22 protein-coding genes are annotated in these 23,334 nt (G+C 47.1%); 14 read left to right on the top strand and 8 right to left on the bottom strand.

Annotation, left to right across the window (positions count from 1 at the left end):
- Window positions 1-12: 12 nt before the first annotated feature.
- The 3 genes from deoB to MKY28_RS09255 all read left to right on the top strand — a co-directional run bounded on the left by deoB (window position 13) and on the right by MKY28_RS09255 (window position 3,537).
- Window positions 13-1,191 carry a phosphopentomutase gene (gene deoB, locus MKY28_RS09245; RefSeq protein ID WP_047843308.1) on the top strand — a complete coding sequence of 393 codons (1,179 nt, stop codon included), beginning with the start codon at window positions 13-15 and terminating at the stop codon, window positions 1,189-1,191.
- A gap of 95 nt (window positions 1,192-1,286) precedes the next feature.
- On the top strand, window positions 1,287-1,994 hold the full coding sequence (deoD, locus tag MKY28_RS09250) for a purine-nucleoside phosphorylase (RefSeq protein WP_017688193.1): 708 nt from the start codon (window positions 1,287-1,289) through the stop codon (window positions 1,992-1,994).
- A 241-nt stretch (window positions 1,995-2,235) separates the two neighbouring features.
- Complete coding sequence (locus MKY28_RS09255; RefSeq protein ID WP_047843307.1) at window positions 2,236-3,537, top strand: pyrimidine-nucleoside phosphorylase; 1,302 nt, start codon at window positions 2,236-2,238, stop codon at window positions 3,535-3,537.
- 122 nt (window positions 3,538-3,659) lie between these two features.
- Here MKY28_RS09255 and MKY28_RS09260 read toward each other — a convergent pair whose 3' ends face one another.
- Window positions 3,660-4,622, bottom strand: coding sequence for a TIGR03943 family putative permease subunit (locus tag MKY28_RS09260; RefSeq protein WP_340935774.1), 963 nt, complete (start codon window positions 4,620-4,622; stop codon window positions 3,660-3,662).
- Between the two features lie 105 nt (window positions 4,623-4,727).
- Window positions 4,728-5,762 (bottom strand): permease, encoded by a 1,035-nt coding sequence (locus MKY28_RS09265; RefSeq protein WP_340029248.1) that lies wholly within the window; start codon window positions 5,760-5,762, stop codon window positions 4,728-4,730.
- Between the two features lie 234 nt (window positions 5,763-5,996).
- On the opposite strand from MKY28_RS09265, the gene rpmG reads away from it, so the two are divergent.
- From rpmG to MKY28_RS09295, 6 genes are all read left to right on the top strand, one after another.
- Complete coding sequence (gene rpmG, locus MKY28_RS09270; RefSeq protein ID WP_340935776.1) at window positions 5,997-6,146, top strand: 50S ribosomal protein L33; 150 nt, start codon at window positions 5,997-5,999, stop codon at window positions 6,144-6,146.
- Window positions 6,147-6,196: 50 nt separating this feature from the next.
- Window positions 6,197-6,904, top strand: a complete 708-nt coding sequence (locus MKY28_RS09275; protein WP_340935778.1) for a metal ABC transporter ATP-binding protein — start codon at window positions 6,197-6,199, stop codon at window positions 6,902-6,904.
- Window positions 6,850-7,743, top strand: coding sequence for a metal ABC transporter permease (locus MKY28_RS09280; RefSeq protein ID WP_340935779.1), 894 nt, complete (start codon window positions 6,850-6,852; stop codon window positions 7,741-7,743). The genes MKY28_RS09275 and MKY28_RS09280 overlap by 55 nt, the downstream gene beginning before the upstream one ends.
- Entirely contained in the window at window positions 7,730-8,848 is a 1,119-nt protein-coding gene (locus MKY28_RS09285) for a metal ABC transporter substrate-binding protein (protein WP_340935781.1), read from the top strand. The genes MKY28_RS09280 and MKY28_RS09285 overlap by 14 nt, the downstream gene beginning before the upstream one ends.
- A gap of 165 nt (window positions 8,849-9,013) precedes the next feature.
- Window positions 9,014-9,496 (top strand): hypothetical protein, encoded by a 483-nt coding sequence (locus tag MKY28_RS09290; RefSeq protein WP_340935783.1) that lies wholly within the window; start codon window positions 9,014-9,016, stop codon window positions 9,494-9,496.
- 54 nt (window positions 9,497-9,550) lie between these two features.
- The gene (locus MKY28_RS09295; RefSeq protein WP_036613817.1) at window positions 9,551-10,252 is read left to right on the top strand and encodes a M50 family metallopeptidase; all 702 of its coding nucleotides are present in this window, start codon (window positions 9,551-9,553) and stop codon (window positions 10,250-10,252) included.
- Between the two features lie 115 nt (window positions 10,253-10,367).
- Here MKY28_RS09295 and MKY28_RS09300 read toward each other — a convergent pair whose 3' ends face one another.
- From MKY28_RS09300 to MKY28_RS09320, 5 genes are all read right to left on the bottom strand, one after another.
- Window positions 10,368-10,739 (bottom strand): DUF4363 family protein, encoded by a 372-nt coding sequence (locus tag MKY28_RS09300; protein WP_076328606.1) that lies wholly within the window; start codon window positions 10,737-10,739, stop codon window positions 10,368-10,370.
- Between the two features lie 26 nt (window positions 10,740-10,765).
- Window positions 10,766-11,494: a DUF421 domain-containing protein gene (locus MKY28_RS09305; protein WP_105599036.1), complete on the bottom strand. Its 729-nt coding sequence runs from the start codon at window positions 11,492-11,494 to the stop codon at window positions 10,766-10,768.
- Between the two features lie 347 nt (window positions 11,495-11,841).
- Window positions 11,842-12,705 carry an SDR family oxidoreductase gene (locus tag MKY28_RS09310; protein WP_340935785.1) on the bottom strand — a complete coding sequence of 288 codons (864 nt, stop codon included), beginning with the start codon at window positions 12,703-12,705 and terminating at the stop codon, window positions 11,842-11,844.
- A complete protein-coding gene (gene uxuA, locus MKY28_RS09315) occupies window positions 12,702-13,769 on the bottom strand; it encodes a mannonate dehydratase (RefSeq protein WP_036673719.1) in 1,068 nt (355 codons plus the stop codon). The genes MKY28_RS09310 and uxuA overlap by 4 nt, the downstream gene beginning before the upstream one ends.
- A gap of 40 nt (window positions 13,770-13,809) precedes the next feature.
- Window positions 13,810-14,487: a GntR family transcriptional regulator gene (locus MKY28_RS09320; protein WP_026081054.1), complete on the bottom strand. Its 678-nt coding sequence runs from the start codon at window positions 14,485-14,487 to the stop codon at window positions 13,810-13,812.
- A gap of 271 nt (window positions 14,488-14,758) precedes the next feature.
- Between MKY28_RS09320 and MKY28_RS09325 the strand changes: the two genes are divergently transcribed.
- Both MKY28_RS09325 and MKY28_RS09330 read left to right on the top strand, forming a co-directional pair.
- Window positions 14,759-15,061 carry an ArsR/SmtB family transcription factor gene (locus tag MKY28_RS09325; RefSeq protein ID WP_017688208.1) on the top strand — a complete coding sequence of 101 codons (303 nt, stop codon included), beginning with the start codon at window positions 14,759-14,761 and terminating at the stop codon, window positions 15,059-15,061.
- A gap of 90 nt (window positions 15,062-15,151) precedes the next feature.
- Window positions 15,152-16,555, top strand: a complete 1,404-nt coding sequence (locus MKY28_RS09330) for an aldehyde dehydrogenase (protein WP_074095359.1) — start codon at window positions 15,152-15,154, stop codon at window positions 16,553-16,555.
- 30 nt (window positions 16,556-16,585) lie between these two features.
- Here the strand turns inward: MKY28_RS09330 and MKY28_RS09335 are convergent, their stop codons facing one another.
- A complete protein-coding gene (locus tag MKY28_RS09335; protein WP_340935787.1) occupies window positions 16,586-17,497 on the bottom strand; it encodes an AraC family transcriptional regulator in 912 nt (303 codons plus the stop codon).
- 219 nt (window positions 17,498-17,716) lie between these two features.
- Between MKY28_RS09335 and MKY28_RS09340 the strand changes: the two genes are divergently transcribed.
- The 3 genes from MKY28_RS09340 (at window position 17,717) to MKY28_RS09350 (ending at window position 23,204) form a co-directional block, all read left to right on the top strand.
- The gene (locus MKY28_RS09340; protein ID WP_340935789.1) at window positions 17,717-19,906 is read left to right on the top strand and encodes a glycoside hydrolase family 52 protein; all 2,190 of its coding nucleotides are present in this window, start codon (window positions 17,717-17,719) and stop codon (window positions 19,904-19,906) included.
- Window positions 19,903-22,050 carry an alpha-glucuronidase family glycosyl hydrolase gene (locus tag MKY28_RS09345; RefSeq protein WP_340017600.1) on the top strand — a complete coding sequence of 716 codons (2,148 nt, stop codon included), beginning with the start codon at window positions 19,903-19,905 and terminating at the stop codon, window positions 22,048-22,050. The genes MKY28_RS09340 and MKY28_RS09345 overlap by 4 nt, the downstream gene beginning before the upstream one ends.
- 86 nt (window positions 22,051-22,136) lie before the next feature.
- The gene (locus tag MKY28_RS09350) at window positions 22,137-23,204 is read left to right on the top strand and encodes an NAD(P)-dependent alcohol dehydrogenase (protein ID WP_100527485.1); all 1,068 of its coding nucleotides are present in this window, start codon (window positions 22,137-22,139) and stop codon (window positions 23,202-23,204) included.
- The last annotated feature ends 130 nt before the right edge of the window (window positions 23,205-23,334 follow it).

Below are 23,334 nucleotides of genomic sequence, written 5' to 3' on the forward strand. Positions count from 1 at the left end.
AGTGCTTAGGTTATGTCAACATTCAAAAGAGTACATCTGATCGTTATGGATTCTGTAGGGATCGGCGAAGCGCCGGATGCAGCAGAATTTGATGATTTTGATGTAGATACCTTCGGTCACATTGCACGTGAACGCGGAGGTCTGAAAATGCCTCACATGGCCAGTCTCGGACTGTCCAACATCAAAGAAATTGAGGGTGTCCCTGTAGCGGATGCACCTAAAGCGTATTACACCAAAATGCAGGAAGCATCCAGAGGCAAAGACACAATGACAGGTCACTGGGAGCTGATGGGTCTTTACATTGATACACCTTTCCGTGTGTTCGAGAATGGTTTTCCCGATGAGTTGATTCAGCGCATTGAAGAGAAAACGGGCCGCAAGGTGATCGGTAACAAACCGGCCAGCGGCACGGAAATTCTGGATGAGCTGGGTGCAGAGCATGTTGAAACTGGTGCGCTCATCGTATATACATCCGCGGATTCGGTTCTGCAAATTGCAGCACATGAGGACGTTGTTCCACTGAAAGAACTGTATGAGATCTGTGAGTTTTGTCGTGAAATTACACTTGAAGATCCGTATATGCTCGGCCGCATTATTGCACGTCCATTTGTAGGTGAAGCGGGTAACTGGAAACGTACTGCAAATCGTCATGACTATGCGCTTAAACCTTTTGGTCGTACTGTTATGAATGAACTGCAAGATAGCGGATTTGATGTGATTGCTTTGGGTAAAATCGCAGATATCTATGATGGCGAAGGTGTAACCAAGGCTGTTCGTACCGTCTCTAACATGGATGGTATGGACAAGTTGTCTGAAACAATGGATGAAGAGTTCACTGGACTCAGCTTCCTGAACCTGGTTGATTTTGATGCCCTGTACGGTCACCGTCGTGATCCGCAAGGTTATGCTCAGGCACTTGAAGACTATGATGCACGGCTGCCAGAGATTTTTGCCAAAATGACTAATGATGATCTGCTGCTGATCACAGCTGACCATGGTAACGATCCAACATACCGCGGTACAGACCATACACGTGAATATGTACCACTGCTTGCCTACTCTCCGCGCTTCAGCGAGGGCAAAAAGCTTGATCTGCGCAGCACATTTGCTGACCTTGGCGCAACCGTAGCAGAGAACTTTGGAGTGAAAATGCCGGAATACGGCACCAGCTTCCTGAAGGATTTGAAATAAGTTTTTCAAAACTGGATAGGGTAGGTCGGAGTAGCTTGGCTGCTCCGGTCCTGCCATCATAATAGACTAATTGTATAACTGGAGGAGATTCATTCATGAGTACACATATTGGAGCAAAACCCGGGGATATCGCAGAAACGATCCTTTTGCCAGGAGACCCTTTGCGCGCGAAATATATCGCAGATACGTACCTCGAAGATGTTGTATGTTACAACGAAGTTCGTGGAATGCTCGGTTACACAGGTACATATCAAGGACACCGGATCTCGGTGCAAGGTTCAGGGATGGGAATTCCGTCCTTTGCAATCTATGCTAACGAATTGATCAGCGAATATGGCGTAAAAAACCTGATTCGTGTGGGTACTTGTGGCGGTATGCAGGAGCATGTACGTGTACGTGACGTCATCCTTGCACAAGCAGCATGTACAGATTCCAGCATGAACAAACACGTATTTGGTGGATATGACTTCTCACCAATCGCTACGTTCTCCCTGCTGAAAGAAGCCTATGACCGTGCAACAGCTAAAGGTATGAAGATTCACGTCGGTAACGTATTCAGCTCCGATTCTTTCTACCGCGATGACCGTTCCGTAACCGAGAAGTTGATGAAACACGGCGTACTCGGCGTAGAGATGGAAACAACAGCATTGTACACTATCGCTGCCAAGTTTGGTGTTAACGCACTGACCATCCTGACGGTAAGTGACCACTTGCTGACAGGCGAAGAAACATCTGCCGAGGAGCGTCAAAAAACGTTCAACGACATGATGGTAGTGGCTCTGGACACAGCAATCACACTGTAATTGTTGCATTTTATATTCATAATCATTTGATTTGGATCGAAACTTTTGTTTTAAGCACGGAGTGAAGGAACCGGAATCGATTCTGAAGAAGCAAAGCGTTCGCCTTTGTCTCCGAGTTTTCCCATTGCAAAATGGATCAAAAAACTTGGAGACAACAGCGATCGGAGGAACGATCCGGAGCCGTAACGGACTAACAACAAAGTGTTCAATACAATCAATACACACACAAGGAGAGATCATCATGAGAATGGTAGACATTATTGCTAAGAAACGCGACGGAAAAGAACTGACAACTGCTGAGATTGATTTTGTTGTTCAAGGATACACACAAGGAGAAATCCCGGACTATCAAGTCAGCGCATGGGCGATGGCAGTATTCTTCAAAGATATGACAGACAAGGAACGCGCCGATCTGACGATGTCGATGGTGAATTCCGGTGAGACGATCGACCTGTCCGCTATCGAAGGCATCAAAGTAGACAAGCACTCCACAGGAGGAGTGGGCGATACGACGACACTGGTACTCGCTCCGCTCGTTGCTGCGCTGGATGTTCCTGTTGCCAAAATGTCCGGACGTGGACTTGGTCACACGGGTGGTACAACAGACAAGCTGGAATCCGTTGCAGGTTTCCACGTAGAGCTTGAAAAAGAAGAGTTCATTCGTCTCGTAAACGAACACAAGGTTGCAGTTATTGGACAAAGTGGTAACCTTACGCCTGCAGACAAAAAGCTCTATGCACTACGTGACGTAACAGCTACCGTTAACTCCATTCCACTGATCGCCAGCTCCATCATGAGCAAGAAAATTGCAGCAGGTGCTGATGCAATCGTATTGGATGTTAAAACAGGTGCTGGTGCATTCATGAAAACAACGGAAGATGCCAAAGAATTGGCACATGCCATGGTAAGCATCGGTAACAATGTTGGACGTAAAACGATGGCTGTTATCTCCGATATGTCCCAACCACTGGGTCTGGCGATTGGTAACGCACTTGAAGTGAAAGAAGCCATCCTCACCCTGCAAGGTAAAGGTCCAAAAGATCTGGAAGAACTGTGTATGGCACTTGGACGTCAGATGGTATTCCTTGCTGGCAAGGCAGATTCCTTGGAGCACGCTGAGGAGAAATTGAAAGAAGTGATCCAGAACGGTAAAGCACTGGAGAAATTCAAAGATTTCTTGGCAAACCAAGGCGGAGACGCTTCGGTTGTGGATCATCCAGATCGTTTGCCACAAGCACAATATCTGGTTGAAGTCCCAGCAGATAAAGACGGCTATGTTGCCGGAATCGTCGCTGACGAAATCGGAACTGCAGCAATGCTGCTCGGCGCAGGCCGTGCAACAAAAGAGTCCGAGATCGATCTCGCGGTTGGTCTGATGCTGAACAAAAAAGTGGGTGACCCAGTCAAGGCTGGTGAGTCCCTCGTAACAATTCATGCTAATCGTGAAGACGTAGCAGACGTCATCGCGAAGATCAAAGAAAACATTACAATTGCGGATCATGCCGATGCTCCTGTGTTGGTTCATGATATCGTAACGGAATAATACAATCAGAGAAGACGAGATGTAATCTCATGTCTGACTGAACATGAAAACCCCGAAGTTATGTAATCCATAGCTTTGGGGCTTTTTGTCGTTGAGGTGCAAGTTGTTACTACTACTAGCAACTAAGGGCTCTTTATTTTCTCATAGGCCATCACTGAATCCGCACTCGTGTAAATATAAGGCGTGGATGGCTCTGATACTGGTGTCACCTTTGTTGCGCGAATCTCAATCGTATCCTTACCGTTCACCTGTGCAGAACCGATGCTGCCATCGATTTGCACCCAACTATCTGTAGGGAAGCTATCCGCTTCTGGGATGTGAATCATCACGCCAAAGGGAGCAGCATCTGCGGGGCAACACATGACGAGAAATCGACCCAGCGCAAAATGTGATTCATGATCCATGCTTTTGTCCCGATAAACGAACCCGGTTAAGGAGATATCTTTGCCTGCAAATTGTCGCTGGAACATATCAATCGTGCCGAGGGTTTCAGAGAAAATTTCAGGATAGACTCGAATGACCTGTTCTGCATACAACTTCTCCGCCAGTTCAGCGAATTCGCGGCTATACTCGTCTGGGGGAATGAATTGTACTTTGGTAGCCGAAGCAGCCTGAACAGCCGTTGGTTTTTGCGTGAGATCTTGTACTTTCAATTGCGTTGCCGGATCAGGTAAAGGCTCTTTTCGACGAATCTCGGGAGGGGCATAGGTGAGAGACATGCCTTTCTGACTGGCCATGGAACTGCCGAGAGCCCGATCAGGTAACAGAAACCCCAGCAACAAGGGGATAGCAATCAGACCATATACCATTAAGCTACGAAGGAACCCCGAGGGTGGTGGATGTTCACAGTCGCAATGAACCTCGTTTCTGCCGAACAGTCCGTGCCATGCCATGATAACGGCAATAAACAATAAGGGAACAGGACAGCATAATAGCAGTTTTTGCATGGTAGGAGCCAAATAATAATGAAGCGAATCACTTGAATTCAACTGAATAATGTACACTGCCACCCCGCCGATCCAGCCTGCACGGATCAGGTTATGCCATTGGATGACGTGTGACCTTGGAACAGGAGGCTTGGTCATCGTATAGATAGTGTGGTTCATATATCATCACCTCATTTCTATTCATAGTCAGAATGCAAGTTCATGGGATTAACCATTCAGGTCATGAAGTATTGGGCTCAACCTTTATACCAGCAGGTTAATCAACCACGAGCCGGCGAAGACGAGTGTGATAATCGCTAGACTTAAACCTATAACAAACCGAGTACGGAAGGTTGAGAGCAACATGAGCGTGCTTTTGAAATCCAGCATTGGACCAAGAACAAGGAAGGATACCAGCGGCCCCAGTGCAAACGTATGTGAGAACGCAGAAGCCACAAAAGCATCAGAAGTGGAGCAGAGAGACAGTACATAAGCAAATCCCATCATGAACACATAGGAGGCAACAGGACCATTACCAAGAGAGATCAGATCGCTGCGGCTAATGAATGTTTGGATGCAGGCTGTAATCAGGGCACCGATCACCAGATATTTGCTCATATCGACAAATTCGTCTCCGGCGTGAATGAAGAAGCTGCGCCAGTTTTTTACATGGTTATGATCATGTGCATTTGCGTGCGCGTGAGGTTGCGCCATTTTAAACCCAGGGTGTGTCTTAACCTCTGTCGCTGCGACTTTTGGCATCCGAAGAGGATTTCGACGAACAAACACATACACAAGCATCCCTATGGAAGCTGCTACAGCAAAGGCCAGTCCCATACGGGCAATGGTAATCTCAGGATGGGAGGGAAAGGCAAGTAAGGTTGCCGTAAATACGATGGGATTGACTACGGGACCACTCAAGATGAACGTCACTGCGATATAGGCAGGCATGCCTTTGTGCATCAACCTTCTTACGACCGGAATCATGCCACATTCACAGATGGGAAAAATAATACCGAGTAGTCCTGCGACCAGCACACCGCCGATCGGATTCTTGGGTGTGAGTTTACGGACCATTTCTTCAGATACGAACCACTGCATGAGCGAGGACAATAACACACCCATGAGCAGAAAAGGTGCGGCTTCAAGGAAAATACCTATGAATACGGTTTTCATATTTTGCAAAGCTTCACTGTTCCATGCTTCCTTCAGGTCTGGAGCCATTGTGATCAACACGGGAACAAGAAATGCACAAGGGATCAGGAAGGACAGGAGCTTCAGATTGGCTGCCATTTTCATGAAACAGACCTCCACAACTAGGACTTTGCTAAAATATATGCTTGTACGTGCGGCAACATACATCATTCCTATGTTCTAATCAACATTTTTACGATTAATCAAGATTCTTCATCGATATGTAGAACTGGCGTGAACTGAAAGATCCTTTTCCTGCATGGAGTTGACAAAAGAAAAGCTATAGACTAATATCATTAAATAGTAATAATTACGATTAAACAAGAGGAGGCAACAACCATGAGAGTCATTGTAACTTTAGCCTGCACCGAGTGCGGGGACCGCAACTATACAACAATCAAGAACAAACGTAACCATCCAGAGAGACTTGAGATGAAGAAGTACTCCCCACGTTTGAAGAAAATGACGATCCACCGGGAAACCAGATAAAATTTTTTTGTTATTTTTAAATCGTAATATTTACGAAAAGAGGAAATGGCATGATACTATCCTCCATGCGTGATGTTGTATTTGGATATGGCAAAGAGCCGGTCATTGATCAACTGTCGCTGGATATTCATGTGGGAGAGTTCATAGGCATCACAGGTCCCAATGGTTCTGCCAAAACGACCCTGTTAAAGCTGCTGCTAGGGCTATTGAAGCCCTGGAGCGGCACGATACATATGAATCCGCAGTTGAAACGTGGGAACAAGTCCAATATCGGTTATGTGCCCCAGCAGGTTGCATCGTTCAATAGTGGATTTCCCAGTACGGTGAATGAACTGGTCCGGTCCGGATGTTACACCAGGCTGGGATTATTCCGCAGATTCACAGCAGAGCAGGATGCCATCGTTGAACGCAGTTTGCGGGAAGTTGGCATGTGGGAATATCGGAATACACGCGTCGGTGAGCTGTCTGGTGGACAGAAGCAGCGGATCTGTATTGCCAGAGCTATGGCTGGGCAACCGCAAGTTCTGGTACTGGATGAGCCAACAACGGGAATGGACCGCCACAGCCGTGAAGGATTTTACAATCTGATGCGCCACTATGCTGATGTTCATGGGTTAACGATTATTATGGTTACTCACGGACTGGAAGAGATGGGGAATCGATTGGATCGTACGATTACTCTGGAGCGGCAAGAAAGTGAGGAATGGCAGTGTTTGAGTACGAATTCATGCAACGTGCCTTCTGGGCAGGTGGACTGATTGGAGTCATCGCTCCAATTCTTGGGGTCTATCTGATGCTCAGGCGGCAGGTCCTTATGGCAGACACGTTATCCCATGTCTCACTGGCAGGGGTTGCGCTCGGTTCGGTCATGAATCTTAACCCCGTGATCTGCGGATTCGCCATTGCAATTATCGGTGCATTACTGGTTGAACAACTACGGCGAAGCTACCGAACCTACAGCGAGGTACCTGTGGCGATCATCATGACTTCGGGACTGGCTCTTGCTGTAGTGTTGATGAGTCTTAAAACCAATCTGTCCAAGACCTTCAGCTCATACTTATTCGGATCTATTGTCGCGGTTAGCGATATACAATTGTGGATGATGGCAGGTGTGTGTGTCATGGGTTTACTTTTTTTCATCCTGCTCCGAAGACCGCTCTATAGCTTTACGTTTGATGAAGAGACATCTTCCATTGGGGGCGTTCAGGTAAAAGGTTTATCGTTTGCATTTGCCATTCTGACAGGAATGACTGTAGCTTCAGCCATGCCGATCGTCGGAGTGTTGCTGGTGTCTGCTCTCATTGTATTACCTGCTGCCTTGGCACTGAGAGTGTCTCGCAGTTTTACAGCGGCGATTATTGTCGCGGTAATTACAGGTTTAATCGGTATTTTTAGTGGACTCACAACATCTTACCATCTCAATACACCACCGGGAGGAACAATTGCACTCTTCCTGTTGGTCATCCTATTGACTGGAATATCAGCGCAAAAGCTGATTGCACGATATAACCGCAAGCGTCACCGCAAAGAAACGAAATCACAGCACGTCATTCTGGTCAACCATTCTAGGAGGAATACATCACATGAAATTCAGTGAAAAAGCAACGCTCGGATTGTTGTTCAGTCTCACACTTATCGTCGCAGGCTGCGGACAAAAATCCGCTTCTGATGCAAATACAGCTTCGACAGGCACTTCCGTTCCAGTCAAGACGGAAACCGCAAAATTAAACGTGCAGGTCAGCTTCTACCCGATGTACGAGTTCACCAAAAATGTGGCAGGTGATCTGGCCGATGTGCATACACTCGTTCCAGCAGGAATGGAGCCCCATGATTGGGAGCCCACACCACAAGATATTGCCAGCCTTGAAAAAGCGGATGTGCTTGTATACAACGGTGCGGGCATGGAATCTTGGATTGATCAGGTCACCGGAAGTCTGAGCAATGCTTCACTCATTCAGGTGGAAGCGAGCAAAGGCATCAACCTTCTTGAAGGTGGAGAGCATGAACACCATCATGGTGAATCTGAGGCAACAGAACACGATCATGACCATGACCATGCGAATGAAGCTACTACAGAAGAACATGATCACGACCACGATCATTCAGATGAAGCGACTGCTGAAGAACAACACGATCATGACGCAGAGGCAGAAGCAGGACATGATCACGATCACGGTGGACTCGACCCCCACGTATGGCTGTCACCTGCATTGGCTGTAAAAGAAGTGCGCAATATTGAAGCAGGTTTGGCGCAGGCTGCCCCGGAACATGCTGAACAGTTCAAGCAGAATGCAGATGCCTACATTGCTCAACTGGAGTCACTGGATCAGGACTTCAAGGCGGCTGTGACGGATAGCAAACGTAAGGATTTCATCACACAACACGCTGCATTTCGTTATCTTGCCAAGGAATATGGATTGCAACAGGTGCCCATCGCAGGTTTGTCTCCTGAGCAAGAACCTTCAGCAGCGCAGATGGCATCTGTCATTGATTTTGCAAAAGAGCATCAGGTGAAAACGATTTTCTTCGAAACACTGGTTTCATCCAAAGTGTCTGAGACAATCGCAAGTGAAGTGGGGGCCAAGACGGCTGTATTGAATCCGATTGAGGGACTCACCGAGGAAGAAATTGCGGCGGGAATGGACTACATTAGCGTGATGAGACAGAATCTGGAGGCTCTGAAACTGGCACTAAACGAATAATTAAAAATCAGTTTGATGCCTGTCACCGAAAAAGGTACAATAATACAACATGCTGAGGAATGGATCGCCATTCCTTTGCCTTTTTGCAAAGCAGAGAGCACAGGGATGTGCTCTCTCTTTGTTTAATAAGGTGACCGGATCAAGGAGAACAGGAGGACACATTGCATGAATTTAAATGAGGAACATGAAGTGCTGTTAAGTGAACAGCCTGCCCATCTGTGGAGACGGCGTAAGCTGGAGCTGATGCACTGGACGGAACGTGATAAACATACAGTATCCGCGAAGAAAACAGAGATTTGGAACGGTGTTGAAGTTGATGCCGAGCTTGTGAAGGCATTGTCCATACTTCAGAGTGCGGGCGTGAGGACGGAATTTTCATGTGCAGGGGTGAGTCCGCTTGATGAACCTGTCGATCATTCTCTTTATGCTTATGTTACCCTGATACAAAGTGAGGTTGCAGATCAATTCGTGCACTATGCTCTCCGTCGGATGCGGAATCGACTGCTCGTTACGCTAGAGGCCGAAAAGGGCCGCTATGATCTGTCTTCTTTTTTCATTGGACACAATCGGAGCTTCTGCTGGTGGATGGAGCACTGTGCCTTACAGTTCGGAAGCCGAAACAAATCGAGTGAAAAAAGCGTAGTATAAAGGATAGGCTTGTTTACTTGATTGTTTACTTGAAGGTAAAGGAGGTATACACGATTGAATAAGTGGGTCAAAACGATACTTTTTCTACTAGGCTCCGTCTTTCTTACACGATTCATCCCATTTTCGTCCTTGTTCCGTAACCTGGATACGATGATTCACGAATTCGGTCATGCACTAATGACACTGGTATTATCCGGTAAAGTGCTGCGCATTGAATTGTACGCTGATCATAGTGGTGTAACTTACTCTTCCATGCTGACGCCAGGCAGATCGATCCTGGTTTCTCTGGCGGGATATATCAGTGCTTCACTGTTCGCCTTGCTGTTGTTCTACTTATACCGCAAAGGCTTGCACATGTGGGGACTTGGTATTATGACGGCTGTCGCTCTGGTGTCGCTCCTGTTATATGTAAGAGGGGAGTTCGGCATGTTATGGCTGACCGGGTTCATCGTACTGAACGTTGTCATTATGATTTTTGGTGCCAAGATCGTGAAGTACTATTATCTGTTACTGGCGTTTCTTACGCTGGAAGAGTCGGTTGTTAGTGCTGTATACGTTGGATTTATGTCCTGGACTCAGCCTTCACGGGCAGGGGATGCAGCGAATCTCGCTCAACAGACATTCCTTCCCGCGCTGTTTTGGGGCACGCTGTTCGCTTTGTTTGCACTGTGGTGTGCCAAGGGAGCACTCGGTCTCTTTTTCCGCAAAGAAGGTACTTCGCGATCGTCACGGTCTCGGGGATTACGAAGAGCGTAATGGATATAAAGTTATATCATTGCAAAGAAGGCACTTCCTTTCTTCATAAAAGGATAGTGCCTTTTGTTGTTGGACTTACTTCTTATATTCAAGCCTGATATTAAAGATATTGAACCTAATCTCCAAGATTATCCCATAACACATAAAAGTAATAAATCTCTTCCATAATCGCCTTATCATCCTCTGCCGCAACGCCGCCCTTGATCCGAGCAAGCGTGCCCAGAATATCATATATCGTTTCACGTTCCACACTGAACTGAATGCGGTTGACGACTTTATCCCAGGCCTTCATTGCGTAATTAACTTGAGACTTGGCTTCAGTCCATTTTTTACCCTCAACCTGTTTCTCTAACGTTTGTATAGATTCAAGCAAGCGATCATCGTTGCCAAAGGGCTTTTTGAGAAAGGCTCCGCTAGCCATAATTGCAACGAACACAAGAATGAGGAAGATCGGAAGCACATATAACAGCCAGAAACGCGTTTTCATTCAACCGCCTCCTTGATGTAAAGAGTTTAGAAAGGTCCCTCATAATCGCCCATATCGATTTTTTCGGTGATTTTATCTTCGAACAGATCAACATACAATTTGTCATTAGGCAATATGGCGGCAAAAGCAATATCCTGTATCGTGATCTTTTGCTTTTTAAGCTGTTCACTGAGCCAGTTGATATCTTTATTTCTTTCCTCCAGATTTTGCTTAATCAGCAGGCCATCAATGATAATCTCGGTCATCAGCTTGCTCTTAGGCGGGTGCATATGCATGTCTTTGGCGGTTACCGGTTGATTCTCAGGTTTCAAAACAACCGAGAGGCTGCCATCCGGTTCCAGAATCGCATAATCCAGTGTTGTAATATCAAATACATCCTTTTGCCGCAGCATCATGGTCAATTCATCAAATTTGACTCGCATTTTACTCAGGTTCTGTTCAAGAATTTTACCGTTCTGGATGATCAATGTTGGATCAGAGTCCATCAGTTTGGAGATGGTGCGATTTTTCAGCGTAATATACTGAAAGATGATCGTAATGATTGTGAAAATGGTCAAGGCCACAAAATGAATCCACGCCTTGGAGGAAAGATCGGTTGCAAAAGTCCCCGCAATGGAACCGATTGTGATACCGTTAATGTAATCAAAATACGTCAAGTTACCCATCTGCTGTTTGCCCAGCACCCTTGTATAGATGATCAGGGTCAGAAAGGCAATAATAGACCGTACGGCAACAACCCATGTTTCTTCCATCATATATGTATCACCTTCCTTTATTTCACCGTAGCTGTATTAAGAGGTTGTTTAAAAAGTTTGCTTTTGAACATGTATTATAACAAGCTTTTCCTATGCTGGAGGATCTTATGCTTAAACGCAAAAAACCGAAACCTGGGTAAGTATCCCAGGCTTCGGTCCTCTAAAAATTCTCTATATTAGTTGAACTGATTCATTTACACGTAACGGAGAGGAAAGAAAAAACCTGAAAAAGCGAAGCGCTCGCCTTTATCCCCGGATTTCTCCTTCGGAGAAGTGAATCGATAAAATCTGGGGATAACAGCGATTGGAAGGTTGTTCTTTCATCGGAGTGTCTGTGTAAGAAATCGTTAAACACCGGAATACGCCATAAATCCGCCATCTACCGGAATGACTGTGCCAGTGACAAAACCGGATTGTCTTTCATCGGCAAGCCACATTAATGTGCCAAGCAGGTCTTCCGGTTTGCCGAAGCGGCGCATAGGAGTATGCGCAATGATTTTACTCGAACGCTCCGTAGGTGAGCCGTCTGGTTGCAGTAATAGATTACGGTTTTGCTCAGTCAGGAAAAACCCGGGTGCAATGGCGTTGACACGAATACCGGATTCAGCCAGATGAACGGCGAGCCACTGCGTGAAGTTGTTAATCGCTGCCTTCGCAGCGCTGTATGCTGGAACTTTTGTCATGGGCGATGGGGCGCTCATGGAAGAAATGTTTATGACAGTAGCGGGAACATCACGCTCTATCATATGTTTTGCAAAGATTTGAGTGGGGATGAGAGAACCGACAAAATTCAGATCCATCACCTGACGGAATCCCTCTACACTCACATCAAAAAATGTAGTAACATCGCTCTGTTCCAGATCTTCCAATCTGAAAATTTCATTTGTGGTGTTGGCACTGGCGTTATTGCCACCGGCGCCATTAATAAGAATGTCGCATGGTCCAAGCTGTTCCAGCACCGCATCTGCCGCCGCTTGCACACTATCTGCCTGCGTTACGTCACAGGCAATCGCAATCGCTCTGCCACCTGCAGCTTCAATCGCAGCTACAACTTCCTGCCCTTTGGACACCGTGCGGTTCAGGATGGCTACACTTGCACCGTGCCGAGCGAGTTCTTCCGCCATGGAGCGGCATAATACTCCAGCACCTCCGGTGATTACTGCCGTTCTGCCTTCGAGACGAGATGAGCGTTCATATTGGTGTTCACTCATGCTTTTGCCCTCCTTTGCAGGGAATCCCAGACACCCCAGAGATACATGATCCCCAAAGCCCGGTCATAGAGTCCATAACCAGGTCGGCACTGTTCTCCCCAGAGATGACGACCGTGGTCGGGTCTTGCATAACCTTCATAACCGATATCGTGATAAGCCTCAACAACCCCTGCAATATCAACACTTCCATCCTGACTGCGGTGTGAGGTTTCGATAAAGTCGCCGTTATCGTAGATTTTTACATTACGAATGTGGGCAAATGGAATCCGATCCTTGAACTCGTGTATCATCCCGATAATGTCATTATCAGCATTCGCTCCCAAAGAGCCACTGCATAGTGTCACGCTGTTGTAAGGGCTATCATAAAGATTCAAATATTTCCGAACATTCTCCTGACTTGTAATAATCTTTGGTAATCCAAAGATTGGCCATGGCGGGTCATCCGGATGGATGGCCATTCGAATCCCCAGCCGTTCGGCTGTAGGCATAATCTCTTGCAGGAAATAACGTGCGTGCTCCCACATATGATCCTCGGTTACATCCTTGTACGCTTCGAACAGACCTGTTAAATACTGCAATCGTTCCGGTTCCCAACCTGGCATAGTGAGTGCGGAGTTCTCCGTAATGCGTCGAACGAGTTCTAGAGGTTCTATATCTGCGAGTTTACTGTGCTCATAGAAGAGGGCAGTTGAGCCATCCTCCATTTCCTTGTGCATATCCGTGCGAAGCCAGTCGAAGATCGGCATAAAGTTGTAACAGATGACCTTCACACCCACCTGAGCCAGTTTCTCCATTGTTTTAATATAATTTGCAATGTATTTATCCCTTGATGGCAGGCCCAACTTGATATCCTCATGGATGTTCACACTCTCAACGACATCCAGATGTAACCCGGCCTTGTCTGCTGCTGTTTTGACAGCGAGTATTTTGTCCATTGGCCATTCCTCGCCAGCAGGAACATCGTGCAGTGCCCACACAATACCTTCAACACCCGGAATCTGCCGGATATGATCCAGCGTTACCGTATCATTGCCTTCGCCGAACCAGCGAAAAACCATTCTCATCACGTTCACCTCATCATGAATAGTAGGAAGAAAAATTCAGTCATTGAAAATAGGACGGATATGTATCCTGCAGGACAGCCAAATCGGTGACAGTTAAATGCAAATGTTCCTGCATCAGTCGCTCTGCTGTGTCGGCATCATGCTGCTGAATGGCCTTGACCATAGACCGGTGCTGTTCAATCAGGTGATCCCACTGGTGGTCCGAGGACAGGCGTAACATGCGACTTCGATTCAAATGTACATTCATCTGCTGGATAACAGTCCAGGTGTTGCTTTTGTTGCAGCCTGCAAAAAGAGTGCTATGGAATTCCTCATCCAATTGGAACATTCGTTCATCATCCGGTTTGACCCTGCATTCCTGTTGCCACGCAAGGTTCTGTTCAAGAGCTACCATCTGTTCGTTCGGAAAGTTCTCGCAGGCGAGCCTGATTACGGCTCGTTCGAGCTGTTCACGCATGAACCGTGCTTCCTCAACGAGATCGACCTGAATCAGAGAGACGTATGTGCCGCGCTGTGGATACACTTCCAGCAGACCTTCCTGTGCAAGCCTTACAAAACTTTCTCGAACAGGTGTCCGGCTTACCTGGAACTCCAGCGAAATTTCCTTCTCAGAAATAGCTGTTCCCGGAGGCATTTTCAAACTCAAAATGAGTTGTTTCAGCGTGAAGTAAACGACATCTCGCGTTGAGTAAGATTGCTTATTATTCATGGAAGACATATTGCTCGCAACAGGCAACAAACCGGCTTTGGATGATAACTTTGGGGTATATTCCACAACTTCAACTCCTTCAATGACATACTACCATACTTGTATGGTAGTATGGAAGCGCTTTATAAGCATTATATTAAATTTAGTTGATGGTTCACTTGCAGTTCAAGTGATTAAAGAGTACAATTCAGTCATTAGGTTCGAATGTTTAAACCAACAGACATCAAACAGAGAAATATACGTAGAAATAATGAAGAAGAAATAGTATAGAGGTGAAACCATGGGACAAAAAGCAATTAGCGTTTTTCAAACCTGTATTCCGTTATTTCAGGTCTTAAGTGACAACCATCGTCAATCCATTTTGCTGACACTTACCGAGAAGGGCAGAATGACGGTGAATGAAATTACCGAACAATCCAGCCTATCCCGGCCAGCCATATCTCATCATCTCAAGCTGTTGTTAGAGAAGGGGCTTATATCTGTGGAGCAGAAGGGCACACAGCGCTATTATTCGGCTTCATTGAATGCATCTGTGGAACTGCTGAAGGAACTGGTAGCTGCTTTGGAAGAAGAGTGTCTGTAGATTAATAGTGATAAAACATGCTTTTGCATGTGTCTTATAGGTTCGTAAGTTTAAACGCTTGATCAATAATGAATAGAGGAGTCTGTATATATGACAACGACTATACAGGAAGTAACCAGTCAGGAAGTTGAACAGATTTTGGAGCAGCAACGACAGTTCTTTCGTTCCGGGGCAACAAGATCGGCAGAAGCTCGAATTGCACGTCTGACCCAACTGAAGCAGGCTATTCAAAAGTACGAATCCAGACTGACAGAAGCTCTGTATCAGGATTTGGGCAAAAGTGAGTTCGAATCCTACACAACCGAGATCGGATTTATGATGGATAGCATCACACACACCATTCGTAAAGTGAATAAATGGGTGAAACCCGTTAAAGTGAAAACGCAAATGGCGCTCCTGGGTTCGAAAAGTTATATCATACCCGAACCCTACGGGGCGGTTCTGATTATCGGACCGTTTAATTATCCTTTTCAACTCTTAATCGAACCATTGGTTGGTGCTATTGCAGCAGGTAATACAGCCGTGCTCAAAGCGTCAGAGAATACACCTGCGGTGTCCGCTGTTGTACGTGAAATGATTGCGAGTGTGTTCGAACCGGCATACGTACAAGTGCTCGATGGTGCAAAAGATACAACAACAGCGCTGATTAACGCGCCATTCGACTATATCTTTTTTACAGGCAGTGTACCGGTAGGCAAGATTGTGATGGAGGCAGCTGCCAAAAATCTCGTTCCCGTTACTTTAGAACTTGGAGGCAAGAGCCCTGTCATCGTGGATGAACAGGCGGATATCAAAGTAGCAGCTGAGCGCATTATATGGGGCAAACTGCTCAATACAGGACAGACCTGTATCGCACCCGATTATTTACTTGTGCATGAGCGCGTGAAGGAACCGTTAATTACAGAGATGAAGGCAGCAATCGTGTCTTTCTTTGGTTCAGATATCCAGCACAACAAGGACTATGGGCGAATCGTGAACAAGGGACATTTTAAACGTCTGACGACTTTGATTGAGCGGGATCAGGCCAAAGTGATATATGGGGGAGCTTCGGATGAGGAAGATCGCTTCATTGAACCTACTTTAATTGATGCGGAGTCCTGGGATGCAGCAACGATGGAAGATGAGATTTTTGGACCCATTTTGCCAATCATTAGTTATCGTAACCTGGATGAAGCCATTGTAGAAATCGTAAAGCGGCCGAAACCACTCGCCTTGTATCTGTTTACTTCCGACACCCGGGTTCAGGACAAAGTGCTGCGTGAAGTTTCTTTTGGAGGCGGCTGCATTAACGATACCATCACTCATGTAGCGAATCCACGTCTGCCGTTTGGCGGTGTTGGTCATTCTGGTGTTGGCTCGTATCATGGGCAGTACAGTTTCGAAACCTTCTCTCATCTCAAAAGTGTACTGAAAAAAAGCACCAAGTTGAATCTGCCGATTCTGTATCCACCGTATGATAACAAGCTGAAGCTGATTAAGCGTTTGTTGAAATAAATAAGAAAGACAAACAGCCTGCTACTGGACCTATTCCAGAGCAGGCTGTTCCTGTCGGTAACGGGATGGTGACATGCCGGACCAGCGCTTGAATTGACGACTGAAATGGGCAATATCCTTATAACCAAGCATGACGGCAATATTTTGAACGGACAGCTTCGGATTGCCCAGAAGAAGCTTCGCTTCATGCAAAACCAACTGGGATAATACAGCACGTGGAGACTGACCGAACACCTCCTTGAACACGCGATTACAGTGAGAAGAACTGATGCCCAGCTCTGCTGCAATATCATCAATGCCATAGTGACTGTTGGACTCGTGTCCCTGTTTGAATTGCTGACTCATCAAGCCTTGCAATCGATTACGAATCTGGTGGGCGAGTTCGATCTTCTCGTGTCCGTCGGTAAACCAGTGAGCTGCCTCTTTAGAGACCGCCTCCCACAGATGGCCAAATAGTTCAAATACCGCAGATTGCAGCTGCATACGCTGTACCATCGTATTTGCTGTTTCATCATCCGCAGATGACATCAATTTGCGCAGAACCGGCTCAATCTGCTGTGTAACCGGACTATCCGCACTGAATCGCACTTGTTTGATGCGCGCCAGCAACGATAGGAACAACTGATCATCAATGTCAAAATGCATGCAAAAATACGTGAATCCCTTGCCGTTATGGCTCTGGCTGGAATGAATGCTTCCCGGAGGAATCAGGAGCAGTTCGCCAGCCTTTTGAATGTATAGGGTACCATTCACCATCATGCGTTGCTCGCCTTCCGTGACATAATTCAATTCATATTGAGGGTGCTCATGTGCCGGATAATCCCAGTCCATACCCACACTTCGTAAATGAATGGCAAACAGATTGACCGTTGTTTGTACATCTGGATAAAAAACTTCATGGACACATTCTCCCAAAGTAGGAGGCAAATACGTTGAAGACATGGAAGATCCCCCTTCATATGAGGTTGTTCAAAAAATGTGATTTTGATTACGCACGTATATCTAATGGAATGTTTTTGTGTAACCGCTTTAATCTATTATAGTCTATCAGCTTGATTTGGGTAAATATCCGATTGATTTGATCATGGTCGGAGGTGGAAACACGTGTTAGGATGGGGCTAATGAAAACGTATGCAACCATTCTGAGAGGGGTTATGATTCATGAATACGTCCAAATCCATCTTTTATAATGCACATCACGCACCGATTGGTGCTTTTGCGAGTTTTACACTGGGTTACAAAGGAGCCAAAGGCGGGCTGGGTCTTGAACTCGGCAAGCCGGCAGATCAGAATATATATATTGGATTACAATCTCGCGATGGCGACAATTATCAGGCGTTTCCTTTTTATGAAGCTTCCGAGGATGAGAGCAGCCGCTATGATGTAGAGAAGTTGGAGAATGGGGACACTGCGTCGACAACAGCGACCAAAGTTCCACAACCTCTTATTACGGCTTTTCGCGATGAAGATATCACACGTGAATTTACCTCAGGTACGGATACGTGGACTGCTGGAGATCTGACGTTTCGTATCTACTCGCCTGTACGTCCAGTACCTGATCCAACGAATGGGAATCGTGAAGAAATAATGGATGCACTCGTACCTGCCGTATTGGTTGAGATGACAATTGACAATACGGAAGGTCAACAACCCCGCAAAGCCTACTTTGGCTATCAGGGCAATGATCCGTACTCTGCGATGCGTCTGATTGGAGGACCGGAAGGTGGCTCCATCACAGGTGTGGGACAAGGTCGACTTACAGCAATTATGTCAGCAGATGACGGACTGTGGCCCGCACGCGGATTTACGCTGGAGAAACTGTTGCAGGAGAAACATCGGGAGAATCTGGCATTTGGACTTGGTTCAACAGCTGCACTACTGATGGAGGTTCCGGCTGGAGAGAAACGTACGTATCAATTCGCAGTATGTTTCTATCGCGGGGGCATTGTGACGACAGGAATGGACACAACGTATTGGTATACGCGCTATTTCTCCGATATTCAGGCAGCAGGAGAGTACGCACTTCAACGCTTCAGTGAGTTGACTGCATCCTGTGGAGAGGTTGAACAACGCCTTGGATCGGCTGCTTTGACCGAAGATCAATCATTCATGCTTGCTCATTCCATTCACAGCTATTATGCCAGTACTCAACTGCTGGATGCCGATGGTGAGCCACTCTGGGTGGTGAACGAAGGGGAGTATCGGATGATGAACACACTTGATCTGACGGCTGATCAGTTGTACTTCGAGCTTGCCTTGAATCCATGGACGGTGCGTAATGAGCTGGAGTGGTTTGTGAAACGATACAGTTATACGGATCAGGTTCGTTTCCCGGGGGAAGAGAAGTTATATCCGGGCGGAATTACCTTTACCCATGATATTGGTGTTGCCAATGTGTTCTCACGCCCTGGACACTCGGCATATGAGCTGGTTGGCATTGACGACTGTTTCTCACAGATGAGCCACGAGGAGCTGGTGAACTGGCTCTGCTGCGCGACAGTATACATTGAACAGACACAGGATCAAGCTTTTGTGAAAAACATGTTGCCTGTTATCCAAGATTGCTTCGAAAGCATGCTTAATCGTGACCATCCCGACGCAGAGCAGCGTAACGGTCTAATGGGTCTGGATAGCAGCCGTACCCAAGGTGGAGCGGAGATTACAACTTACGACAGCCTGGATGTGTCACTTGGTCAGTCTCGCAATAATATCTATCTGGCGGGTAAATGTTGGGCGGTCTATGTTGCATTGGAGAAGCTGTTCGCAACTGAGAAGTTGGCGGATCTGTCCCATCAAGCTGGACTTCAAGCGGATCGCTGCGCTGCCAGTATTGCTGCACAGTTGACTGATGGCGGCTACATTCCAGCTGTTATTGCAGAAAATAATGATTCTCGAATCATTCCGGCGATTGAAGGTTTGGTGTTCCCGTACTTTACAGGCTGTGAAGCAGCACTGGATGTCAATGGTCGTTTTGGACCTTATCTGAAAGCACTCCAAACTCATCTGAAGACGGTTCTTGTACCGGGAACATGTCTGTTCGAAGATGGAGGCTGGAAACTGTCCTCAACAAGCAATAACTCGTGGCTGAGCAAAATCTATTTGTCCCAGTTTATCGCTAGAGAGCTGCTGGGTGTGGAATGGAATGAGACAGGCAAGGCAGCAGACGCGGCTCATGTCAACTGGCTGCTGCATCCGGAGGAATCCTACTGGTGCTGGAGTGACCAGATCCTGTCTGGTGTAGCGGTTGGCAGCAAGTACTATCCGCGTGGTGTAACGTCGATTCTATGGCTACTCGAAGGAAAAGGGAATCACCTTGGGCAGATCTATGCCAGCAAGGAGGCGGTACAATGAGCCAATCCGTCATTCAATCTGCCTTGTCAGGTCCACAGTACGATGCGTGGCTGGGGTATCACTCCGAATTGCCAGAAGCGAATGGACTTGCCCAAAAGACGGCTCCTGCGTGGAGCAAGCTGATATTGGTGGAAGAGAACCATGGAGTAATTACAACAGCTCTGACCGAACTTTCACGGGGACTAGAGAGGTTATATGGCGTGAAACCGTCGGTCAGTCATCTGTCTGATGCTCAGGAAAGTGAACGGGACAAGCATGCCTCCGCTCCCGCAATACAAATCGGCACTTGGACAGGGAGCGATTCCGTGGCTGGGTCGTTCAGTGAGACAGAGCGTTCAACTGTTCAAGGAGAAGGGTACATCATTCGTGAGAACGAGACAGAAGGTGTGCTGGTCATTGGATCAGAGACCCCCCAAGGTGTGCTCTATGGTGCATTCCATCTGCTTCGTGAGCTGACAATGGATCAAGGAAGTGCACATGAGGCGGATGACGCTGTGAATAAGTGGAGCTTCATTACAGAGCAACCAACCAATGCGCTACGAATGATTAATCAGTGGGATAACGTGGACGGTAGCATTGAGCGTGGTTACGCAGGAGAATCCATTTTCTATGATAACGGGGAATTCACGCTGGACTTGGGACGCATCCGGGATTACGCACGTTTGCTCGCTTCCACGGGAATCAATGCCATATCGATCAATAACGTCAATGTACACCGCCGTGAGAGTCTGTTTCTGACGGAACGTTATCTTAGTGATGTGGCGAAGGTTGCCGCTGAATTCAGAGCGTATGGTATTCGATTGTTCCTGAGCGCCAACTACGCAAGTCCAATTGAGATTGGTGGATTACGTACGGCTGATCCGCTGGATGCGCAGGTACGGGAATGGTGGAACATTCAAACGGCCAAGGTGTACGCAGCGATTCCGGATTTTGGCGGTTACCTGATCAAGGCAGACTCCGAGAATCGTCCGGGACCGTTCACGTATAACCGTGATCATGCCGATGGTGCGAACATGCTGGCTGAAGCCCTTCGGCCATTCGGTGGATTGGTCATCTGGCGTTGCTTTGTCTATAACTGCAAGCAGGACTGGCGGGATCGTTCCACTGACCGTGCACGTGCAGCCTATGACCACTTTACGCCGCTGGACGGGCGTTTTGCCGAAAATGTCATTTTGCAGATCAAAAACGGGCCGATGGACTTTCAGGTGAGAGAGGCGGTATCCCCGCTGTTCGGCGCCATGGAAAATACAAATCAGGTGATTGAATTTCAGATTACACAGGAGTATACCGGGCAACAACGTCATCTCTGTTATCTGGTTCCCCAGTGGAAAGAAGTATTGGACTTTGACACATACGCCAAAGGCGAAGGTTCAGAGATCAAGCGAATCGCGGACGGTTCTCTGTATAAACGACCATACAGTGGCTTCGCCGCAGTATCCAATATTGGTGCAGATGCCTGTTGGACAGGACATCCACTCGCGCAGGCGAATCTATATGGATATGGAAGACTTGCGTGGAACCCGGAACTGTCCGCGGAAGAGATTGCTGATGAGTGGGTGAGACTCACATTTGGACATGAAGACGAAGTTGTGCGGCAGGTTACGGGCATGCTTTTGACTTCACTAGATATCTATGAGAATTATACTGCGCCTCTCGGTGTAGGCTGGATGGTTAATCCGGAGCATCATTATGGGCCGAATGTAGATGGGTATGAGTATTCCAAATGGGGAACGTATCACTTTGCCGATTGTCATGGCATTGGTGTAGATCGAACCGTGAACAGTGGTACAGGATACACATCACAGTATCACCCTGAGAATGCTGATCGTTATGAGTCCGTAGACACCTGTCCGGATGAGCTGATCTTATTTTTCCATCACGTGCCATACACCCATGTTCTGCATTCGGGTAAAACGGTCATTCAGCATATTTATGATACACACTTTGAAGGTGTTGTGCAGGCGGAGACGTTAGCCGAGACATGGAGAGGGCTGGAGGGCAAAATCGACCCAGTTATTTTCAGCAAAGTTGCTTCATTACAGGACAACCAGGCCGAACATGCCAAGGAATGGCGGGACATGATCAATACGTACTTCTATCGCAAGAGCGGCATAGCGGATGAACAAGGTCGAACAATCTATTGATTGGTAATTAGGAAGGAAGAAAGAAGATACCTTGTTTTCTTTGATGTACAATAGACAGCATGGACATACATGAGGAGGAGAACCGTATGGGACAACATCAACTGCCCGAGACCATGAAAGCTGCTATCATGACAGAGCCAGGACACATTATTATTGAGGAACAACCCGTCCCGCAACCGGCAGCGGATGAGGTGTTAATCCAGGTAATGGCTGTCGGGGTATGTGGCTCGGATGTGCATTATTTTGAACATGGGCGCATTGGCAGATTTGTGGTGGAGAAACCGATCATTCTGGGTCATGAGTGTGCGGGGATCATTGCTGCTGTTGGCTCGAACGTATCCCGTCTGAAAACAGGGGATCGAGTTGCTATTGAGCCTGGGGTGACTTGCGGACGCTGCACGGCATGCAAGGAAGGTCGCTATAACCTGTGTCCGGATGTACAATTTCTAGCGACCCCTCCGGTGGATGGGGCATTTGTACAATACATGGTGATGCGTGAAGATATGGTATTCCCGATCCCGGATCATCTGTCTTATGAGGAAGCAGCTATGAACGAGCCATTCTCTGTTGGTATTCACGCTGCACGCCGCAGCAAACTGGCTCCGGGTACAACCCTGGCGATTATGGGCATGGGTCCCGTTGGACTCATGGCTGTGGCTGCTGCCAAATCTTTCGGTGTAGAGAAGATCATAGTAACGGATCTGGAGGAAGTTAGGCTGGAAGCAGCTCGCCGCATGGGTGCCACTCATACCATTAATGTGCGGAATGAAGATGCGCTGGCTGTGATTCGCGAGTTAACAAATGGTGTGGGTGTTGATACTGCATGGGAAACAGCGGGGAATCCGAAGGCGCTACAATCTGCTCTGTATTCACTTCGACGTGGAGGAAAACTTGCGATTGTGGGCCTGCCTGCACAGGACGAGATCGCACTCAATGTTCCATTTATTGCGGACAATGAAGTTGATATCTATGGCATATTCCGTTATGCCAATACTTATCCGGCAGGAATTGAATTTCTGAGCTCCGGCCAGCATGACGTGATGTCCCTGATTACAGATCGTTATTCACTCGAAGAGACACAGCAAGCGATGGAGCGTGCATTACACAATAAAAGCGGCAGTCTGAAGGTCATGGTTTATCCGAATGGTATGTAAGAACAACCTGGAAGAGTCCTAGGGTTCAGGACTCTTTTTTTTGTTTTTTTGCAAAAAAGTATGGGTCAAGCTCCCATAACATGGTATAATTCATGAAGATTTTAATATATAAATGGATACACACCATATT

Origin of the sequence: Paenibacillus sp. FSL R5-0473 (assembly GCF_038004565.1) — a bacterium.
Lineage (GTDB): Bacteria > Bacillota > Bacilli > Paenibacillales > Paenibacillaceae > Paenibacillus > Paenibacillus amylolyticus.

Excerpts from the sequence above, each read along its gene's own strand:
- MKY28_RS09290 (WP_340935783.1), top strand. The coding sequence starts at position 9,014 with ATGAATTTAAATGAGGAACATGAAGTGCTGTTAAGTGAACAGCCTGCC.
- uxuA (WP_036673719.1), bottom strand. The coding sequence starts at position 13,769 with ATGAGAATGGTTTTTCGCTGGTTCGGCGAAGGCAATGATACGGTAACG.
- MKY28_RS09265 (WP_340029248.1), bottom strand. The coding sequence starts at position 5,762 with ATGAAAATGGCAGCCAATCTGAAGCTCCTGTCCTTCCTGATCCCTTGT.
- MKY28_RS09305 (WP_105599036.1), bottom strand. The coding sequence starts at position 11,494 with ATGATGGAAGAAACATGGGTTGTTGCCGTACGGTCTATTATTGCCTTT.
- MKY28_RS09310 (WP_340935785.1), bottom strand. The coding sequence starts at position 12,705 with ATGAGTGAACACCAATATGAACGCTCATCTCGTCTCGAAGGCAGAACG.
- MKY28_RS09335 (WP_340935787.1), bottom strand. The coding sequence starts at position 17,497 with ATGTCTTCAACGTATTTGCCTCCTACTTTGGGAGAATGTGTCCATGAA.
- MKY28_RS09350 (WP_100527485.1), top strand. The coding sequence starts at position 22,137 with ATGGGACAACATCAACTGCCCGAGACCATGAAAGCTGCTATCATGACA.
- MKY28_RS09330 (WP_074095359.1), top strand. The coding sequence starts at position 15,152 with ATGACAACGACTATACAGGAAGTAACCAGTCAGGAAGTTGAACAGATT.
- MKY28_RS09345 (WP_340017600.1), top strand. The coding sequence starts at position 19,903 with ATGAGCCAATCCGTCATTCAATCTGCCTTGTCAGGTCCACAGTACGAT.
- MKY28_RS09285 (WP_340935781.1), top strand. The coding sequence starts at position 7,730 with ATGAAATTCAGTGAAAAAGCAACGCTCGGATTGTTGTTCAGTCTCACA.
- MKY28_RS09320 (WP_026081054.1), bottom strand. The coding sequence starts at position 14,487 with ATGTCTTCCATGAATAATAAGCAATCTTACTCAACGCGAGATGTCGTT.
- MKY28_RS09260 (WP_340935774.1), bottom strand. The coding sequence starts at position 4,622 with ATGACCAAGCCTCCTGTTCCAAGGTCACACGTCATCCAATGGCATAAC.
- MKY28_RS09325 (WP_017688208.1), top strand. The coding sequence starts at position 14,759 with ATGGGACAAAAAGCAATTAGCGTTTTTCAAACCTGTATTCCGTTATTT.
- deoB (WP_047843308.1), top strand. The coding sequence starts at position 13 with ATGTCAACATTCAAAAGAGTACATCTGATCGTTATGGATTCTGTAGGG.
- MKY28_RS09280 (WP_340935779.1), top strand. The coding sequence starts at position 6,850 with ATGGCAGTGTTTGAGTACGAATTCATGCAACGTGCCTTCTGGGCAGGT.
- MKY28_RS09340 (WP_340935789.1), top strand. The coding sequence starts at position 17,717 with ATGAATACGTCCAAATCCATCTTTTATAATGCACATCACGCACCGATT.
- MKY28_RS09275 (WP_340935778.1), top strand. The coding sequence starts at position 6,197 with ATGATACTATCCTCCATGCGTGATGTTGTATTTGGATATGGCAAAGAG.
- deoD (WP_017688193.1), top strand. The coding sequence starts at position 1,287 with ATGAGTACACATATTGGAGCAAAACCCGGGGATATCGCAGAAACGATC.
- MKY28_RS09255 (WP_047843307.1), top strand. The coding sequence starts at position 2,236 with ATGAGAATGGTAGACATTATTGCTAAGAAACGCGACGGAAAAGAACTG.
- rpmG (WP_340935776.1), top strand. The coding sequence starts at position 5,997 with ATGAGAGTCATTGTAACTTTAGCCTGCACCGAGTGCGGGGACCGCAAC.
- MKY28_RS09300 (WP_076328606.1), bottom strand. The coding sequence starts at position 10,739 with ATGAAAACGCGTTTCTGGCTGTTATATGTGCTTCCGATCTTCCTCATT.